Source organism: Anaeromyxobacter sp. (genome assembly GCA_016718565.1).
GTDB lineage: Bacteria > Myxococcota > Myxococcia > Myxococcales > Anaeromyxobacteraceae > JADKCZ01.
Genome location: JADKCZ010000001.1, coordinates 520262 through 537673, shown reverse-complemented (window position 1 = coordinate 537673; position 17412 = coordinate 520262). Strand labels below are relative to the sequence as shown.

At 69.3% G+C, this 17412-nt stretch carries 21 protein-coding genes; 9 read left to right on the top strand and 12 right to left on the bottom strand.

From position 1 onward, the window contains the following. Positions 1 to 253: 253 nt before the first annotated feature. The 9 genes from IPO09_02305 to IPO09_02265 form a co-directional block, all read right to left on the bottom strand. Positions 254 to 877 (bottom strand): hypothetical protein, encoded by a 624-nt coding sequence (locus IPO09_02305; GenBank protein ID MBK9516185.1) that lies wholly within the window; start codon positions 875 to 877, stop codon positions 254 to 256. A gap of 320 nt (positions 878 to 1197) precedes the next feature. Then, on the bottom strand, positions 1198 to 1479 hold the full coding sequence (locus IPO09_02300; protein ID MBK9516184.1) for a helix-turn-helix domain-containing protein: 282 nt from the start codon (positions 1477 to 1479) through the stop codon (positions 1198 to 1200). Positions 1480 to 1498: 19 nt separating this feature from the next. Beyond that, positions 1499 to 2923, bottom strand: coding sequence for a tyrosine-type recombinase/integrase (locus tag IPO09_02295; GenBank protein ID MBK9516183.1), 1425 nt, complete (start codon positions 2921 to 2923; stop codon positions 1499 to 1501). Positions 2924 to 2944: 21 nt separating this feature from the next. Next, the gene (locus tag IPO09_02290; protein ID MBK9516182.1) at positions 2945 to 3157 is read right to left on the bottom strand and encodes a helix-turn-helix domain-containing protein; all 213 of its coding nucleotides are present in this window, start codon (positions 3155 to 3157) and stop codon (positions 2945 to 2947) included. Between the two features lie 5 nt (positions 3158 to 3162). Then, on the bottom strand, positions 3163 to 3486 hold the full coding sequence (locus IPO09_02285) for a hypothetical protein (GenBank protein ID MBK9516181.1): 324 nt from the start codon (positions 3484 to 3486) through the stop codon (positions 3163 to 3165). A gap of 544 nt (positions 3487 to 4030) precedes the next feature. After that, positions 4031 to 7576 (bottom strand): hypothetical protein, encoded by a 3546-nt coding sequence (locus tag IPO09_02280; protein ID MBK9516180.1) that lies wholly within the window; start codon positions 7574 to 7576, stop codon positions 4031 to 4033. Positions 7577 to 7702: 126 nt separating this feature from the next. Next, positions 7703 to 8260 (bottom strand): type II toxin-antitoxin system HicB family antitoxin, encoded by a 558-nt coding sequence (locus IPO09_02275; GenBank protein MBK9516179.1) that lies wholly within the window; start codon positions 8258 to 8260, stop codon positions 7703 to 7705. Positions 8261 to 8655: 395 nt separating this feature from the next. Then, complete coding sequence (locus IPO09_02270; GenBank protein ID MBK9516178.1) at positions 8656 to 9195, bottom strand: hypothetical protein; 540 nt, start codon at positions 9193 to 9195, stop codon at positions 8656 to 8658. Positions 9196 to 9244: 49 nt separating this feature from the next. Then, the gene (locus tag IPO09_02265; protein ID MBK9516177.1) at positions 9245 to 9685 is read right to left on the bottom strand and encodes a hypothetical protein; all 441 of its coding nucleotides are present in this window, start codon (positions 9683 to 9685) and stop codon (positions 9245 to 9247) included. A 154-nt stretch (positions 9686 to 9839) separates the two neighbouring features. On the opposite strand from IPO09_02265, the gene IPO09_02260 reads away from it, so the two are divergent. From IPO09_02260 to IPO09_02240, 5 genes are all read left to right on the top strand, one after another. Continuing rightward, positions 9840 to 10130: a nucleotidyltransferase family protein gene (locus tag IPO09_02260; protein MBK9516176.1), complete on the top strand. Its 291-nt coding sequence runs from the start codon at positions 9840 to 9842 to the stop codon at positions 10128 to 10130. Between the two features lie 91 nt (positions 10131 to 10221). Further along, a complete protein-coding gene (locus IPO09_02255) occupies positions 10222 to 10824 on the top strand; it encodes a hypothetical protein (protein MBK9516175.1) in 603 nt (200 codons plus the stop codon). Next, positions 10824 to 11129 carry a hypothetical protein gene (locus tag IPO09_02250; protein MBK9516174.1) on the top strand — a complete coding sequence of 102 codons (306 nt, stop codon included), beginning with the start codon at positions 10824 to 10826 and terminating at the stop codon, positions 11127 to 11129. The genes IPO09_02255 and IPO09_02250 overlap by 1 nt, the downstream gene beginning before the upstream one ends. 12 nt (positions 11130 to 11141) lie before the next feature. Then, positions 11142 to 11891, top strand: coding sequence for a hypothetical protein (locus IPO09_02245; GenBank protein ID MBK9516173.1), 750 nt, complete (start codon positions 11142 to 11144; stop codon positions 11889 to 11891). A gap of 39 nt (positions 11892 to 11930) precedes the next feature. Then, positions 11931 to 12404, top strand: a complete 474-nt coding sequence (locus tag IPO09_02240; GenBank protein ID MBK9516172.1) for a hypothetical protein — start codon at positions 11931 to 11933, stop codon at positions 12402 to 12404. On the opposite strand, the gene IPO09_02235 is transcribed toward IPO09_02240, so the two are convergent. The 3 genes from IPO09_02235 to IPO09_02225 all read right to left on the bottom strand — a co-directional run bounded on the left by IPO09_02235 (position 12364) and on the right by IPO09_02225 (position 13863). Beyond that, positions 12364 to 12609 carry a helix-turn-helix domain-containing protein gene (locus IPO09_02235; protein ID MBK9516171.1) on the bottom strand — a complete coding sequence of 82 codons (246 nt, stop codon included), beginning with the start codon at positions 12607 to 12609 and terminating at the stop codon, positions 12364 to 12366. The genes IPO09_02240 and IPO09_02235 overlap by 41 nt on opposite strands. Positions 12610 to 12992: 383 nt before the next feature. Then, positions 12993 to 13184: a type II toxin-antitoxin system HicA family toxin gene (locus IPO09_02230; GenBank protein ID MBK9516170.1), complete on the bottom strand. Its 192-nt coding sequence runs from the start codon at positions 13182 to 13184 to the stop codon at positions 12993 to 12995. A 40-nt stretch (positions 13185 to 13224) separates the two neighbouring features. Then, positions 13225 to 13863, bottom strand: a complete 639-nt coding sequence (locus tag IPO09_02225) for a MerR family transcriptional regulator (protein ID MBK9516169.1) — start codon at positions 13861 to 13863, stop codon at positions 13225 to 13227. 573 nt (positions 13864 to 14436) lie between these two features. Here IPO09_02225 and IPO09_02220 point away from each other — a divergent pair. The 4 genes from IPO09_02220 (at position 14437) to IPO09_02205 (ending at position 17393) form a co-directional block, all read left to right on the top strand. Further along, a complete protein-coding gene (locus IPO09_02220) occupies positions 14437 to 15168 on the top strand; it encodes a hypothetical protein (protein MBK9516168.1) in 732 nt (243 codons plus the stop codon). 168 nt (positions 15169 to 15336) lie between these two features. After that, positions 15337 to 15705, top strand: coding sequence for a hypothetical protein (locus IPO09_02215; protein MBK9516167.1), 369 nt, complete (start codon positions 15337 to 15339; stop codon positions 15703 to 15705). Between the two features lie 512 nt (positions 15706 to 16217). Beyond that, positions 16218 to 16739, top strand: a complete 522-nt coding sequence (locus tag IPO09_02210) for a hypothetical protein (protein ID MBK9516166.1) — start codon at positions 16218 to 16220, stop codon at positions 16737 to 16739. A gap of 282 nt (positions 16740 to 17021) precedes the next feature. Beyond that, a complete protein-coding gene (locus tag IPO09_02205) occupies positions 17022 to 17393 on the top strand; it encodes a hypothetical protein (protein MBK9516165.1) in 372 nt (123 codons plus the stop codon). The last annotated feature ends 19 nt before the right edge of the window (positions 17394 to 17412 follow it).

Genomic DNA, 17412 nt, shown 5'->3' with positions numbered 1-17412 from the left:
CGGTCGCGGACGTCGGAGACCCTGCACTCGCGGCGGCAGTACCTCGTGGTGGTCTTCGGAACACCAGCGAGGGTGGCGGGCAGCTCACCGCCGCAGCGGGCGCAGGAAGGGGGCTGGAGAGCTGGGAGGGGCATGGCGCAGGGGGTGCCGTTCGGGGTGTGCCGCACGCGAGCGCGGCTGCGAACATGCGAACTAAGTGGCCCCTCCCGGAAGGAGGCCGCACCGGGAGGGGCCGTTCACCGCCGGCCAGCGGCTACTTCTTGGACCGGCGGGAGGGGGCGACCTCGTCGCTCTCCTCCTCCAGGTCCTCGTCCTCGTCGTCCATCTCGTCGATGCCGTCGATGTCCTCATCGACGGAGTACTCCTCGGTGATCGTCCGCTTCACGAGCTGGGCCATGGTCTGCTGCTCCTCGCCGCCCTGGGCGGCATCTGTGGTCTCGACCGAACGTAACGAAGGGCTCTTGGCCGGGGCAGGGGTGGCAGCCAGAACGTGGCGACCACTGGTCGCCACTGCGCGCATACGGCGCTTGCAGAGGCGCTTGGCGAGCCGGCGTCGCCGGTCCACCGGCGCCGGTGTGCCTGCCAACGCCGCCAGCCGGTGGGCCACCGTGGTGAAGGGGACCCCTCCAGAGGCCAGCTCGGAAAGGATGGTGGCCTGCCGGGCCATGGACGAGCGCACGGCGTCGCGCGCCGACTCCTCCACCGAGCGCTCGGCGGCGAGCCGGTCGATGGCGGCGATCTCCTGGACGGTGAGCCTGACCGGCAGGGATCTGGTCCGCGGAGCCTCGGCGCGGGCTGGACTAGGGCGTGCCTGGTGGTTGGATTCTTCCGAGGGCCGGGGATCCCCGGGAAATGCTCCGTCGAGGTGCCCTGGCACCTCGGCCGTGGCCGAGGCAGGCGAAGGCGATGCGGAATCAGGAGCTTGGGCTCCGGCGGAGGCCCCCTTCCCTGCTGGGGGACCTGGGGAATCATGATTCCCCAGGCCCTGGGGTGTTCTCTGCCTGGCTTCAGCGGGTTCCCCTCCGCGGGCGCTCTTCCTGGCCCCTCTGCTCCCCCCGCCGCCAGCGCAGAGCCGCGCCTGGGCGCTGCCAGGGCCATCGAGCCGCCGGCCGGCCGCATCGACGCCGGCGGCGGCGTCCCGGGCCGCCCTGGCGGCCACCTGGGCGCGCTGCCGCTCCCGGCGAGCTGGGCAGATGCTCATGGCCCCACCCGCCCGCCTGCCAGGTAGGCCTCAAGGTCGGCCGGCGCCACCCGGATCGAGTTGGCCACCCGGGTGTGGGCCAGCTCGCCGCCATTGACCAGCTTGTACACGGTCGCCGTCGAGACGCGGAGCCGGCCCGCCACCTCGCGGACGGTAAGGAGCCGGTCTCGGCCACCATCGACGACGTACACCGCTGGTCCGCTTCTCGGCCCAGCAAGGAGTCCAGCAAACGGGTTGGGAAGGATTGTGTTTCTAGGGGTCCGCTGTGACGTGACCATACGTCCCTGCTGTGAAGATTCAGCAGGTTGCGAAGCATTGGAAGCATTGCGACGTCCTGAGGCCGCTTCCCAAGCTGAGGGTCGCCGGTTCGAATCCGGTTTCCCGCTCCAGACTAAAGGCCGGCAGCCCCTCAGGATTCGTCCGCGGGTTGCCGGCCTTCTTCTTTCCTGGGACGGGTTCGGGTAGCAACCGGGTAACAAACTCGCCCACCATCACCGTTCGCCCCGAGCGTAGGGCCGAAGGCCCGGAGTTGAGGGGCGGCACCGTCTCCAGCACGGCCGGTCCGAACGACAGCCGGTCCACCTCAGCCCGCAGGTACTCCGGCGCCAGGTGTGCGTAGACCTCGGTCGTGAGCTTCGGGTCGCTGTGGCGGAGGATGCGCTGCACCGCCGCGAGATCCGCGCCCAGCATGATGAGCAGGCTGCCGGTCGTGTGGCGCAGGTCGTGGAAGCGAATCGGCCGCACCACCGGCTTCACCCAGAGCCTCCTGCCGTCCTTCGGGCACCGCCGCTGCTCCTGGTCCGGCGCCGGCTCCACGTGGCCGCAGCCCTGCCGCCGGCAGACGTGCCGGTAGCTCTCGACAACGCCAGCGCGGCCGAGCGCTCGCCGCAGGGTGTGCTCGAGGTTCACGTCTCGCCGCATCATCGAGCCGTCCGTCTTCGGGAAGACCAGCCCGGACGGCGATCCCGCCATAGCCACCCTCAGGAACGGCACCAGCTCGGTCGCGATCGGGATCCCGTCCTGGTGGCCCCCCTTGGTCGTGCTGCGCTCGTGGGAGCGGGCCACGGTGAGGACCTGGCGGGGGAGGTCGACGTCCGCCTTCCGGAGGGCCAGCAACTCGCCCTTCCGCAGGCCCGTGTAGATCGCGGCCGCGAACAGGGGCCGCCAGCGCGGGTCGAGCGCCCGCAGGAGCGGCGGGACCTCGTGGACCCGCAGGTAGTCCGGCTTCCGTTTCGGCACCTTCCGCTTGCGGACGTCGAGAACTGGGTTGAGGCCCGGGTACCTCCCTGCGCGCCGCGCGGCGTTGAAGGCTCGGCCAAGGTAGCCGCGGAGATGGTTCACCATCTGGGGCGAGACCTGGCCGGTCTTCGCCTGCAGGAAGCTCTCGATCCGCCCCGGTGTCACTGCCGTCAGCGGCAAGGACGCGAGCTCGGACCCGAGGAAGTGGACGCGGATCGCGCTCTCGTTAGTGACGTGTGAGGCGAGCGGCTTCGAGTAGGTGTCGAGCCACCACTGGAGCAGCTCGGCGAGCGTGCCGCCGCCGTCCTCGGGCAGCCCGACCTCGACGCCCAGCCGGACCCGCTCGGCCCGCCGCTCGAGCTGGCCCTGGAGCCGTCGCGCCTCCGCCTTGGTCCGCGCGCCGCAGGCCTTGGCGCGCCAGCGCCCCGCGTCGTCCTTCCACCGCAGGTACCACGTGCCACGCTTCAGGTACGGAGACGCCATGCTGCACCTGCCTTCATCCCCTCACCGCGCGAGCCCGGCGCCAGGCCCGCCCTCCGATGCGTGCGCGAACTCCCGAATCCGCTCCGGGACGAAGCGAACCAGGCCGCCCACCTTGAGATAGGGGAGCAGCCCGGCTTCCGCCTTCTGGTAGACCCACGACCGGCTGACCTTGAGGTACCGGGCCACGTCCCGCGCGTCCCAGAGCGTCTCGATGCCGCCGTGCCAGTCGTCCATGGCGCTCACCTCTTCGTCTGCTTCACGTCGAAGCCCGGCCCCTTCTCTCGGACCGCGATGCTCCGCTCGTAGAGCAGGTGCAGCAGGTAGTCGTACGGATCCAGGTCGAGGGCCTGGCGGTCCCGGTCGAGCAACCGAGCGGCCGGCGGCGGCAGGCCGAAGTGGTTCCGCAGCCCTTCCAGCACCCGCGTCACGTAGCCCGTCAGGTCGCTCCCCCGCCGCGTCGCCTGGCCCTTCAGGAACGTCACCAGGTCCCGTGACATCCGGAACGTCTGCATGAGCTTCTCGGTCGAGGGAACGTCCGGCTCTATGGGCTTGCGAGGTGTCATGTATAGACTGTCTCTATACAGGCCACGTACCGCTTCGCAACCCAGCGCCCCAACTGATCCGCCGCCGCCGTCAATGACTCGTCTCCCCTTCCGCCGTCCTTGCACCGCACCGCCACACCTTCACTGTCAGAAACTCCTGACTGTGCACTACCAGTCCATACCCAGTTGGTCACTTTGGACCACGTGGTCCAAGAACAGCCCGGCCCCGCCGCCCTCTCTCACTTCGAAAGAGTTCAAGCCACCAGACCGATCCCCCGATCTCGTGGTTGAGAGCGAGGGATCGGTCTGGTGGCGCGCCTCACGTCGCGACGATGCCGCTCGCTGGCGGCGGGGCCGGGCCGCTGCGTTCACGCGGAGTTACGTCGCCCAGGCCTGATCCCAACCCTGATCCGAATCCTGCTCCCAATCCTGGTGACTCCGGGACACAGCCCCCGTGAACACCCCTCGTGAGCATTTTGGACCACGTGGTCCAACGCGACGGTCGTCTCGGGCGCGCTGGCGGCGCCGGGGCTGTACCCGTTTGCTCCATTTTGAACCACGTGGTTCACGTCTTCCCGGAGGGCCCCACCTCAGCTACCGCCGTCTCCTCCGGGCCCGCGTGTAGCAACGCACCAAACTCTTCGAAGCCTCGTTCCCCGAGGCGATGGACCAGGTGTACTGCGCGGGCACGGACCTTCTCGTCCTGGCACTCGAGAGCTGCGCGAAGTGGGGGTCCGATTCGCTCGAGCCGAAGAAATGGGAAGCGCGCCTTCAGCTCTCGTTCGACGAGGAGTTCCAGGATCTCGAACGCGCCAGCAGCGTCCGCGGAGGCAAGCTCACCAAGGCGATTCCAGGCATGCGGCCGACTATGCTCGTCGGCACTCGAAAGGATGGCTGTTCTCCGACCAAGCGAGATCGCCTCCTGCGGCGGGATGTACGAGCTCGAGAGGAAGTTCAGGAGACCGTCTGCTTCCTTCTCAGAATCGGGCGTCCGCGGCGTTGCCTCCAGCTCGGCTAGGCGCCACTGCCAGAACGCGACGAGACGCGAAACGAACTCGGGGGGGACCTTGCTGTCAGGCTCACTCCACGCTGCGAACAATTCGAAGTAGACGTCGGACTTCGACTCGGAAGAAACCCGGCGGAAGATGGACTCCACGAGGGCATCCGAGTCCCCGACCTTAGCGAGTCCGCGCACGACTGCCAGGAGCACGTGCTCTGCGAGTGCGCGTGGCACAGACCAGCGACGGTCCCCCGTGGACCCCTCGTTGGTCGCGGGAATGGACTCGCATGCGCGCACGTACCAGGGACGCAGGCGGCGGAATACCGGATCGAAGAAGCCTCCTCGCAGCAGGTAGGTTCCCCACGTCGGGTTCGATACCGGATCGTGGAGTCCGCCGGCGAGAAGCGTTTCCTCGTTCCGCTCCACCCATTCGGGCACCATGAGGTACAGTTGCGGCAGGTACTGCCCGACCATGGCGAGCGCACTGTGAGTAATGGTTCGGTCGCAGCCAAGAAGCCGATCGAGCAGGGGCGCCAGCCGAGCCGCAACCGCCAATCGATGCTCGCTCTCGGACCGACCACTATCAGCCTGAGCATCTCCCCCGTTCCGGTAGTCCCAGAGCGCTACTTCAAAGAGCGCCCAGGCCGCCGATCCGCTGGGTGAATTGAGCGCGGCGCTCAGAACGTCGTCCATCGTTGTTCGTGACTCGTTTCCGGCAGTCTCCCAGACCTGCGGCGATTCCATCACGGTTGAGACGAATTGCCAGACCATCGACGCGAGCGAGGTCGGGATTCGGTTCTTGTGCGCACCGACCCGAATCATCTCAATCGCAGTGCCCGTGACCAGCCTCCAAGGGTGTCGCCATCGCTGCTGGGCGTCTGGATCCGGCCTCTCCGGTGAGGACGCCAGAACTACAACATTGGTTGCGATCGCCAGGAGCGTGTCCCAGGACACCTCCGCTTCGGGGCCGGCGCGCTGAAGTCCCACAAACAACGCGGACAAGAATCCCGGGGCCATGCGCGCATCCACGCCGCGCCGAACAATATTGAGCCCCTTCCCCGGGTCTCGAGCGGCAAGCGTCGCGAGAGCATCCTCCAGGCCGGATCGCGAAGGACGCTCCCCGAACGACTCGGCTGGTCCCTCCCATTCACGAAGGAACGACAGGAGGTCGTCGGGGGCCATCCTGCTCAGTTCATCCGGCGACCTCGGACTCGGATCCGCGCCGACCCATGTCGCGGACCCGACGAAGGCACCGACTTCGTCAAGTGCTTGCCGCTCCTCGCTTGGGACCGACGGGCTTATGCTGAGTTGCCTCGCGAGAGGGAGCAGCGCCGGCGGGATCCCATCGTGAAACCACCTGATTCGCCTAGCCTGCCAATCGTGTACTGCCGCCTCGATGTCGTCGGAGGAGATTTCACCCTGCTGGCCGCTCGACAGCGGTGATTCGCGATCGCGTCGCCATGCAGCCATCCGCCGCGCTTCGTTCGCGTCTGGCCCCCGTTTAAGAGCGTATTGGAATACGGCCTTCGCCTCGTCCGACGCGTTCACGAACTGCGACCTGAGCAAGGCCGCTGCCTCCGCTCCTCCGAAGGGCGGGTCCAGCAGCCGTTCGCCTCCAACAACGTCATTCAGTTCATCACGGAGATGGTTGCCCGCACCCGCGAGCACGCTCCACCGGAGCCGCTCGAATATCTCGTGTTTCCCCGCGAGTAACGACCAGACCTCCTGCGCGTTTTCCGCCGCCTTCTCCGCAGTTCGCGCTGCCGCGCCCGCGAGGGCGACGGCGATGGTCTCTCGCTCGTCGTCGCGTTGGGAGCGCGACTTCACGCGTTCGCACCATGACGATGTGCTACCTGAGTGCTGCGCGCTTTCACCCGCGAGTGCATCGCCGAGCGCGACTGCACGGCTCAGTTTCTGAGCAAGCAATGCGATAGTCGATACTGCATCCAGCGCCTCGAGCGCTGGAACAACGCTGTCGACGAACTCGATGAGTTCATGCGTCTCGACCTTCGTGAGAAGGTTGTCTGGCTTCCTCTTTGATACCGGCTCCTCCGTCCGCGCGTCGCCTGGAACGCTCCTGAACCACAGGAGCGCATCAGCAAGTCGGAACGCAGCCGCCTGCCCTTCCCGAGCCAGGTACCGAACGAAGGCGATCGCATCCGCGGCGACTACGAAGCCGGTCTCCTGCTTGAGCGCGGCTATCACTGCCGGCACGAGCCGACTCGCGATGGGCCCAGGCATCTTCTCCGCGGCACCGATGACGCACGATGCCACCGCCGGGTTGTCGTTTTCCTTCGGAAGCGCGAGAAGAATCTCGGCGACCCGCTCCGGCGCCGCCGCGGCAAGGCGCAGCAGGCACTGCCCTTCCGGCCATCCCTGCAGTGCCCAGCTCCCATCGGGCTTCACGAGTAGCGGTGGAGGGGACTTGAACATTCCCGCGCGTGCGAGCGGCTCGAGCCACCCGGGATGCCCGAGTTTCGAGAAGAAGTGGCGTCTCTGCTGCGGCCGGAGGAGCAGTCGGCGCGCACGTTCGACATGTTCCGGGTCGGGATTCTCGATCGCGGCGAGTTGGTCCAGTTCAGAATGCGTATCGAAGTATGGGCCAACGAGGCCGTACAACAGTTCGCTGAAGTCGAGATAGGTCTGCCGCAGCCTCGACGGCGAGGGCTTCGCACCGAAGTGGCATGACGCAGAGAAGACGCGCCTGACCCGGAACCAGGCCGTGACAAGCGCGTGGTCGGGAGGAACGGCCAACATCGAAGCAATCCGCGCTCTGTTGCTCTCGTTCTCCGCGACCTGTTCTTCGGTCGGTGCTGGCGCAGCCCCGACGTCCTCGCCGGCGAGTATCCGCTCAAGACCGTTCGCAAGTTCGCGGCCCGCGTGCGCGACGAAGAAGCACACCCCCGGGTTGCTGAGGTCCTGCAGCAGCTCATGTCCAGTGGTGAACAGACCGGACAGGTGCAGGTCCAGTCGCGCGAGCGCCTCGGCCGTGTCCCGATTCCGTGGCGACAGGCGCCCATCGCGCAGGAGTGCAGGCGAGGCGGTCACTTGGGACGCGTCCGCCACGGCTGTGCCGGCCGCCTTCATCGGATCTCCGGTGTCGTCGGCCAAGTAGCCCTCCCCAGACCGAACTGTACCTCCCCGGTGGGCTACTGGCGGAGCGTTCCTCCACCGGCCTCGGCGCGCCTCGAAGAGTTTGCCCTCGCCCGTGCCTGCCTGCCGCAGTATGGACGTTTCTCAGCGTAGCGCCCTCCCTCGCGGGGACCGTGACGGCGGCGTCGCACGGATTCGGACCCCCTCCAGCTCGGCCACCGACAGCCACAGATCGATGGCCTCCTTCGTCATGCGCTTCGCCTCGGCGAGTGTGTCGCCCTCGGTGATGCAGCCGGGTAGCCCAGGCACGCGGACCGTGTAGCCACCTGCCTTCCGGTCGGGCGTGAGCACAGCGTGGTAGACGCGCCCCCGCACGCGGAGGACCACCACGCGCCGGCCGGGACGTGCCTTCCGAGGCGTCGGCTTACCTACCACTGGCACTCCTCCACGCGGCGAAGTCCCTCCGCACCTGCCACGCCGTGGCGAAGGATCCGTATGTCGCCCTCGCCAGCGCGGCGGCCGAGAGGTCCGGTTGCCGCTCCAGCGCCGCCCACATGTCGGCCCGGTAGGTGGGCCCGATGACGAGGCGCCAGCGGTAGGCGGCGTGCGACCTGGCCAGCTCGGCTGGCTGGAGCACGTCGGCCGGCCGGTCGCGCAGGACGTTGGCCGGCACGCGGAACTTCGAGCCGGCGAAGCGGTCATCCTCCCCGTGGCGCGCCACCTGGAAGTCGGTGCCGGTCGAGAGGAGGTCGAGCCGGGGACCCCGGTAGGCGCGGGCCAGCCTGGCGAAGCGCCGGTCGGTGGCCCGCCAGCGGGCGAGCGCAGACCAGAAGGCGCGGACCCGTTTCGACTCCTGCAGCGCTGCGAGCCGCGTCAGCCGGTCGGCGTTCACGTGCCCCGAGTGGACGCCGAACCAGGTGACGAGCACGGCCAGCACGCGCAGGTCGTCGCGCTCCAGGCCCTCAATTGAGGCGGCGAGGAGGGTGTCCTCGATGTTGGGGTCCCGCGAGCCCTCTCCGCCGACGAGCAGGCCGATCCCGACCAGGTTGGCCGTGAGCTCGTCGCCGGTTGGCACCTGGGCCGGCGCGATGGCGCGCCTATGGGCCATGGCCGAGCCTCCGGCCGAGGTCGCCGAGCGTGCTGCGGACGTGGGCCGGCCAGCGGGGGTTAAGGTCCTGCGGCTCGAGCCAGACCACGGCCTCCGCCAACTCCTCCGGCGTGGGCGCGAGAGCCAGGCAGTCCGGCAGGTCGAACCCCCGGTCGCACAGGGCGAAGAGCTTCGACTTGAGGAGGTCGCCGCGGTGCAGCGAGCGGAGGACCAGCACCCGCCCGCGGAAGACCTCCTGCAGCCGCAGCTCCCACCCCGCCGGGAGCAGTGGCGCGAGCGCGCTCGGCCCGTTGTTGAGCCAGTCCTCCTTGAGCTTCCCCCCCGCGGCAGTCACCTCGGCCGCGAAGGCCCGCGACGCCTCCACCACTTCGGGAGGGAGCGCCGGGTGGAGGATGTCGCAGTCGCGCGTCTGGCGCGTGATGACCCCGAGGAGGTTGAGCGCGGCGCCGCCCACGACCACGGCCTCCAGGGCGAGGCCCCGGTCGGCCAGGTACCGGTCGAAGGCGGTGAGCGTGGTGCGCGGGTCCATGATGGTATCAGTATATCCGATACTGGACTCGGCGCACGCGCTACTCCGGTCAAGGCGGCGCCGCGCCCCTCTCAAGGGTTCGGAGCGCGGGCAGAGCGAACAGGTCCCTCGTGAGCATCAGACCGAGGTAGGCGGCGATTGCCCCGAGCGCCGGGTTCGACGGCAGGGCATCCCGCGCGCTCATGGTCTGTAGGAGTGAGCCGGCCAGCAGGATGGCCGCCGACCCCCACTGCGTCCTCAGTGCCAGCCTCCCCGAACGAGTCGATGTCAACGCGCTCCGAACCTGGCGTGCCGTCGAGGCCTGGCGGAACGCATCAGGGTTCTCCGTCAGGCCGCGTCGCTGCATGATTCCAACCGGGATGCCCAGCAGCAGCCCCCCTGCGACAAGGCCGACCGGGATCGGATGCGCGAACCACGCCAGTAGGGCAGCAGCAGCCGCCCACAGCATCGCCAGCGGCAGCGTCTTCTTCCGGTCGAGACTCCAGTGCATGTTGTTGACCCCAGATTCGCGGTCGATCCGCGAGACGGACTGTCCTGCACCATTGGTCTGGGCGTCAACTCTCAACGACCGCTCGAGCGACCGTCGCCCAGCGACCGCCCGCCGAGGGCTTCCACACCGGCCTGCCCGGCTCTACTGTCCGGACGTGCGCCGCGCTGAAGCCATCGAGTTCTTCGCCTCCCACGTGGACGACCTCCGGCGGCTTGGCATCAGCTCGCTCCTCATCTTCGGCTCGGTCGCCCGCGACGAGGCCCGGCCCGATAGTGACCTCGACCTCATCGCCGAATTCGACCGGCCGGTCGGCTACCTCGGCCTGGTCCGCGTCCAGCACGAGCTCGAGAGGCTTCTCGGCTGCCGCGTCGACCTGGCGACTCCCGGCATGATCCGGCCTGAGCAGCGGGACCGCATCTTCGGCGAGGCCGTGAGAGCCGCCTAAGGCTCGCGCCGGCCCCTCCAAAGCGAATGCCGCCTTGCTCACATGTGCTCCAGGTCACCGGGCGCACTCTCCGTGAGCTAGACTCTGCACCATGACCGCCGGAACCCTCGCCCTTCTCATCGCCAGCGTCAGCGTTGCCACCGATGGCAACCCTGACCTGCCCGCCAAGCTCCAGCCGCACCTCAAGGTGCTGGGCATGACGGTCGGGAAGGACTCGGTTGACGGAGCGCTCAAGCGCCTCGGCAAGGCAGAGATCGCGCACAACGGGCTCGATGCAGCTGCTGGGGCACGGTGCGCCTGTTTCGTCGGCTCCGATGGCACCGCCCTCGGCCTCTGTTCCAACAGCGAGGGCAATGGTCAGTCGCTGCGCCTGACCACCATCCAGCTTGCGACGACCGTCTCCCGTCTGAGCTTCGCACCCGAACTCCCCGAGGAGGCTGTCGACGTCGACGTGAAGCGTCCCAAGTGCAGCCGCCTTGCCGGCCTCTCCAAGACCGCAGGTACCGCAGGGGGCATCCACCTTGGAATGTCAGTGGCTGATGTTGTCCGGGCTCTTGGCGACTCAGGGAAGCGTACGAAGGGCGTGCTGCAGTACGGGGCGCTGCCTCCAGAGGGCTCCGGCTACACGAAGCTGACGCTCCACATCTCGGGTCAGCTGGTCGACGGCATTGTGGCGTACATGGATCGGCTGTGATGGCCAACCGTTTCATCCAGAACCGGGCCGTCGGCCTCCTACTCGGGATGTTCTCCGGCGTGACCTTGGCCTGGGTCTCCTGGGCGGCCGCCACGCCGGGGGACTTCTTCGGCAATGGCTCCCGGCTCCTCCTCCCGTCGCTCGCGGCCGCCGCCATCATCGGCGGAGCCCTCGGGAGGACATTGGCCCCTCGGCTCCCGAGGGTGCTGGTGCTCGCTGCCATGGTCAGCATCGCGTACTGGGCGATCGTCCCGGACGGCTGGTGGGCCAAACCACCGCCGGGCTACGGCCGCAGGATGCCCTGAGGCGACGCAGCCATGGTGACCCGCACAGTTGGCCTAGATGAGTACCTGTCCGCCGGCTACTTCCTGTCGCGGCTCGTTGATCCTGTACGGCCAGGCCACCGGGCCATCACGCTGGGGCACGACCACTCGCCGCGGCGGTTCTTCCCGGAGTCCTGGGCGCTGAGCTGGTGCAAGGAGCCCCCGGAGCGCCGGGTCCGCGACGCCCAGCAGTTCGGCATCGCCGGGGCCGACCTGGCTCGAGTCCACGCGTGGGCCGACGCGGCCTTCGGCAAGGCGTTTGGCGCCTGGGACGTCATCTTCCGCATCGAGGATGCCCGGACCATCGCCCGCATGTTCCTGTCCGGGGCTCAAGGCCTCGAGCTTTGGGGGCTCGGCGTCCGCCGCTCGGTCCTGGAGGGCCTGCAGCAAGGAACCGAGCCTCCACCGCAGGTGCCGGGCTACGCGCCGACCGGAGCAAGCGGCGTTCACCTGACTACGGAGCTGGGTCAGCCGCTGGCCCCCGGAGGCACTCCGCTCGGCCACGAGCCCTTGATCGCCGAGGTGGGCTGCAGCTTCAACAGCCCGGCCTCGCTCCACCTCAACGAGGCCGCCGTGTGGAATCGCCTCGGGATTCGGCCCAACGAGCACGGGCTCATCGACTCCTACGACGAGGCCCTCGCTGGATGCCGCGAGTTCGCCAGTGCGGAGGTGGCAGGACCTGCCCCACTGTCCGCCTGGTTCCCGGGCCTCATCGTGAGGTACCCGCTCGAGCCTTCCGTATGACGCCATTCGTTAGTGACATGCGGCATGGAGGGCGCCCGAATGAAGGCACTCACGCGTGACGAGGCCGTCGCCTGGTGTGCCAAGCACGACGTCTTGGTGGACGAGCGGCACCGGCCGGTCATGACCGCCAGCGCCATCGACGAGAAGATCGAGAACGACGCGGGCCGCCGGGTGGCGATGGTGCGACAGCACTTCAGGGACTTCGGTGCGCCTGGCGAACTCCTGGTCTGGTTCACCGACTGGAGCGTTTGGCCCTCGGGCGAGCTCCCCCACCTCTTTCAGCGGTTGCGGCTTTCCTACGGCGAGCACCGCCCGCTCATTGAGACCCCGGCCCAGGTCTTCGCGGCCGACGAAGTAGAGGACGCGCTCTCGTTCGTGGCGCTCGGCGTCCTCTTCCTCTGGGATTGCTTCGTCCTGAGCGCGTCGCAGGGGCCGCTTGCCTTCTACTCCCACGACGAGGTCGCGACCGTCGTCAGGTCGGCTGTGGACCGGGACGCCGGCCCCCGGCCTTGAGCGAGTGGAGGGCCAGTTGCGGGATTCTCAACGCGTTCAACACCCGCACATGCGCGAGCTCCCCCCGCTCGCACAGCTTGTAGACCGTCGCCGTGGACACCCGGAGCAGCCTGGCCACCTCCAGCACCGTCAGCATCCGCTCCGGCTCCGCACTCACGGTCACTTTTCCGGGTAGCAAGGGGGTAACAAAACCCCTGAGAAGCATCTGTTTCGGCTGGGACCGCTGGACGCCACCACCCTCCCCATCGCCAGTCGTTGCCAGCGCTTGCGAGCCCCTATCAGCCGATGGACTGTCAGTGAAGTCCATTCCCAAGCTGAGGGTCGCCGGTTCGAATCCGGTTTCCCGCTCCAGACTTTCCGAGGGGTTACCCGGCAGCGGGTAGCCCCTCGGGCGTTTCTGGGGGGTGCAGATCGTTGTCTGCGGGCGTTGTCCGCTTCGTGCCGCAGGCCCCGAGTCCTCGAATCGACCGGGGATTCTCAGGGAGGCCCGTCAGCCTCACGCGCTGAGGCCTCGGTCCCGCGCCTGCCGCGCCCGCGGTGGATCCTCTCCAGCTCGCCGGGCGGCGACCACGTGCTGGCCCTCCTGCTTCAGTAGGCGTCGAAGAACGTCTCCTCGTCGATCCCGCCCTGGCGGAGGATGGAGCTCGCGGTCCCCTCCTTCAGCTTGGCGCCCTTCTTCACGGGGACCGTGACGGGGTTGTGGCCCGGCCTGGTGAGGATGTGATGGCTGCCCGCCGCCCGGTCCAGCGTCCAGCCGAGGCGCACGAGCGCCCTGATCATCCGGAGAGCCTGCAGCGTGGCCATCCTCCCCACGGGCTTCCTACCCCGGCCTGGCCCGGCCCCCGGTCTTCGCCGGCTCGGCCGCGGAGAGCCACGCCTCGATGGCCTCCCGGGTCGTGCGCTTCGCTTCGGCCAGGTCGTCGCCCTCGGTGATGCAGCCAGGCAGCTCGGGCACCTCGACGCTGTACCCGCCCACCTCGAGGTCCGGCGTGAAGACCGCGCGGTAGGCCCTGCCACGCACCCGGACCGTGACCTCCCGGGGGGCGCTGATCCTGGTGACGCCTTCCTTGAGGTGCCGCTCCAGCGACGCCACGCTGATGCTCAGCACCACCTGGCCGTTCTCGCTGGCCTCGATCAGCTTGGTGGGGTCGTCGGTCAGCGTGAAGACCTTCCGTCCGTGCCCAACCAGGTTGAGCATGGACAGCGGCTGTTCGCCATGCCGCTTGAGGAACGCCACGGCCTTGCGGATGGTCTGGACGCTCACGCCGGCCTCGCGGAGCTGGCCGACCACCCGCAGGGCGACGAGGTCCTGGAAGGAGTAGACCCGCCGCGACCCGCGCCCGGTCGCCTGCCGCACCGAGGAGCGCACCAACCCCGTCCGCGCCCAGTGGTCGAGCTGGCGGTAGCTGATGCCGATGAGCTGAAGGACGGCCCTCGCGCCGTAGCCGGTGGCGAACATGGATGCTGAATAACATTCGTGTAGTCCAACCTCAACGCCCATGGTCGCTCGCAGCCCGCAGCTTCACTTACCTCCGTCCCCATTCGCACGACCTCCGTCGCTCTTCCTGGAGACTATCGCCAGGAAAGGCGGGACTCCGATCGTCGCCACCGCGGTCGGTAGGCGTGACGCCGAGCCCCGAGTGACTGGCGTGGCGGCCCGTGGAAGCTCTGAGGCGATCGAGATCGGCGCGGTCCACGTCCCGCGCTTCGTCTCGATCCTCTTCATCCAGGCCGGAGGACCGAGGCGGCGGCCAGCACCGGCGGCCCTTCGGGCACCCGCGCCAGGTCGGCGAGCAGGGCCGAGAGCTGCCCGGCTCGGGCTGGAGGGAGTGCGCCACCGGACGGCGACGTTGGCACGCACGACGGTTCACGGCCAGGCGCTGCCGGAACACTCCGGTCCACTCCGTATTGTCGGGCCGTACGGAGCGTGCCAGTGTGGAGCTCGGGACTCCGGAAGGGCACACGAGCGTAGCCCCCTCCGGGGCGTCGGCTCCGCACCGGGGATCTCCTCGTCTCTCGCTGGAGGAGCGCCATGCTTCGCCGGACCCTGGTCCCCGTGTCCCTTGCGCTCCTGCTCGCCGGGTGCGCCACCATCGGCACCTACCAGCCCGCCTACTTCGACCAGGACGGTACGGCCGAGGCGCCGGCGATGGACGAGCCGATCCTCGTCGTCACGGGCGCCGCCGAGGATGGCCTGGTCTTCAAGGGAGGGCCCACCACGAGCACCGGGAGCGGCCACATCCTGGAGCTTCCGCTCGGCGTCATCGTGCGAGAGGCGGCGCTCCGGGCCTTCGGGGAGGTCTCCCGCGGCGGCGCCCGGCACGGGAGCCAGCGGCCCGAGGGACCTCTCCTCCAGGTGGTGGTGACGCCACGCGTGATCACGTTCGACTGGGCGTGGCAGGCCGAGGTGTTCGGCGCGGGGAGTCCCCAGGTGCGGCTGGAGGTCTCCGTGTCGCGCCTCGACGGCGCCGGGCAGGTCGCCTGGGAGCGACGCTACCAGTTCATCGAGGAGCAGTCCCTCGGCTTCTCCGCCGTCGGCGACCTGCTCAGCTGGCTCACCCACCAGGCGGCGCAGAAGGCCATGCGCCGCGCGGCGCGGGATCTCTCCTCCGCTCCGGCCACGACCGCCCCGGCGACAACCCAGGTCCCGCCCTCCCCGATCGCTGCGCCGACGACCCCGAACCCGGCCACCGCGACGGCGCCAGCCATCGAGCTCCCCGCCCCGCCCCGCGGCCCCCTCCACCCCGAGCGCCCAGTCCGCTGAACCTCTTCCTGGAGACCGGCCTCGGCGTGGGGCACCGCCTCCCTCCCTCTCCAGGAAACGGATGGCGGCGTCTACCGGCTCAACGCCGGTGGGGGCGTCCGGCTGCTGGGCGGCGCGCGATTCCTCCGGCTGGCCGGCGAGCGCCTGGAGACCCGCGCCGCCCTGGGCATGACGGCCGGGCCGCTCGCGGAGCTCGGCGCCACCGTCCCGGCCCTGTGGCTCTCGCTCGACGCCCAGGTGACCGAGGACCTCCGGCTCGGGGCCATCTCGCTGGGTGCCGGCTGGTTCCAGCATCTCGCCGTCGATGTGAGCAACGCCGCCGTGGTCAACGAGGGGTGGCGCGGGCGACCGAGCTGGGTCGTTCACCTGGAGCACGCCAGCGATGTGACCTTTGGCACGGCCTCCTTCGGGCTCCGGCTGGCGGGGGAGCGGCTGGCCTCCGAGAGTGGGAGCGTCGTGAGCGGTCTGGTGGTCGGGGCCTACTGCTCGCTGGCAGGCGACCTGTTCGCGCCGTCGAGAACGCCACGGGCGAACTGAGCGTCGCGACCCGGACCGGACGTGGGCCTCGGAACGTCCTCGAGAAGGGCGCTGAGGGGAGCATGGCCCGCGGTGCCGAGCCGTGGGCTTGATCCGGCTCGGTAGACGGCAAGCGAACGGTCAAGGAGCTGCGCGGACTTGTCCGCGCGTCCGCGGACAACAATCGAACAATGATCTGCTGCTGGAACGCCCTTCAACGCCCCTGAACCAGCGCAACGCCCATCGTGATTCCGCGGACCTGGCCTGATCCTGCGGCCAGGGCACATTTTCCCAAGCTGAGGGTCGCCGGTTCGAATCCGGTTTCCCGCTCCAGACTCGAGAAGGGCCCTGCCTCGCGGCGGGGCCCTTCGTCGTTTCGGGCCTCGGCGATATCGGTCCAGTCGACTGGACTCGGGCGCGCCCGCCGGTTCTGATCATGAGCCAGTGGCGCCGCGACGGGCACTGTCGGGGCGGCGCTGGCCGCGGCGCGGCGGCGGGGATAGGTTCCGGCCACCTCCATGGGAGCGCCCGTGATGCTCACCGACCTCATGTCCCGCTACCTGCTGGGCGAGAAGCTCGAGTCGCTGGTCTTCATCGTCCCGCTTGGCCTGCTCAGCGCGCTGTTCGGCGCCTGGCTCCTCACCGAGCGCTTCGGGCCGTTCGCCCGCGGGGCCGCGTGGCCGTTCCTGGTCATCGGTCTGCTCCTGGCGGGGACTGGCGCCGTGGTCGGGTTCCGGACCCCGGCGCAGGTGGAGCGGCTCACCGCCGGCTTCGCCGCAGCGCCCGAGGCGACCCGGGCCGCGGAGCTGGCGCGCATGGAGAAGGTCAATGGCGCCTGGTCCGTCTACGTGGCCGTGTGGGCGACCTTCGCGGTCGCCGGGCTGGCCCTCCGGTTCGCCCTTCGGAGCCCGCTGGCGCACGGCGCCGGCGCCGCCCTCCTCTTCTTCGCAGGCGTCGGCCTCCTGGTGGACGGCTTCGCCGAGCACCGGGCGCGTGGGTACACCGAGGCGCTGGAGGCGGAGCGCGCCGAGCGGTCGGCACCGCCCGGAGGATGACGCACGGGCACCCCGTCCGCCCATGAGCACGGGGTGACTACGACGGGGCGCTCGGCGAGCCGCCGGTGATCCCCGCATCCGCACCGGGGACTCCAGGCCCTGCGTCACCGCGACGGGCCGCGCGCCCCGATCCCAGGGACGTGGTTGCCAGCTCGGCGGAACCTCGCCGCGCGCGCTGGCCCGCCTCCTGCACTGGCTGGTGGATGCGATCGCGGTCCGGGCGCCTGCCGCGTCGTCGCGGAGTACTGCACCCCTGGCGAGCCGGAAGACGGAGAGAGAGCCATGGGCCGGAAACTGGGGCGATCAGCGCTGGGCCTCCTCGCCAGCGCCGCGGTGATGGCCACGCTCGGCTGCGGTGTCACCACCGACAACGGCGGCAACCCCGACGGGACCATCACCGTCCGGAACAACTCCAGCTACGTGCTCACCGGGCTCTACGTGGCGCAGGTGAACCAGGTCAGCTGGGGACCGAACCTGCTCCCCGACGTGCTCTTCACCAGCGAGCAGCTCACCGTCCTGGTGAGCTGCGACACCTACGACGTGATGGTCATCGACGATCGGCAGCGCGACTGCGTGCTCACCGACCTCGACCTCTGCTTCGCCGACGAGCTCTGGGTGATCGACAACAGCACGCTGCGGAACTGCGGCTACTGACCGCGGCCCGGTCGGCCCG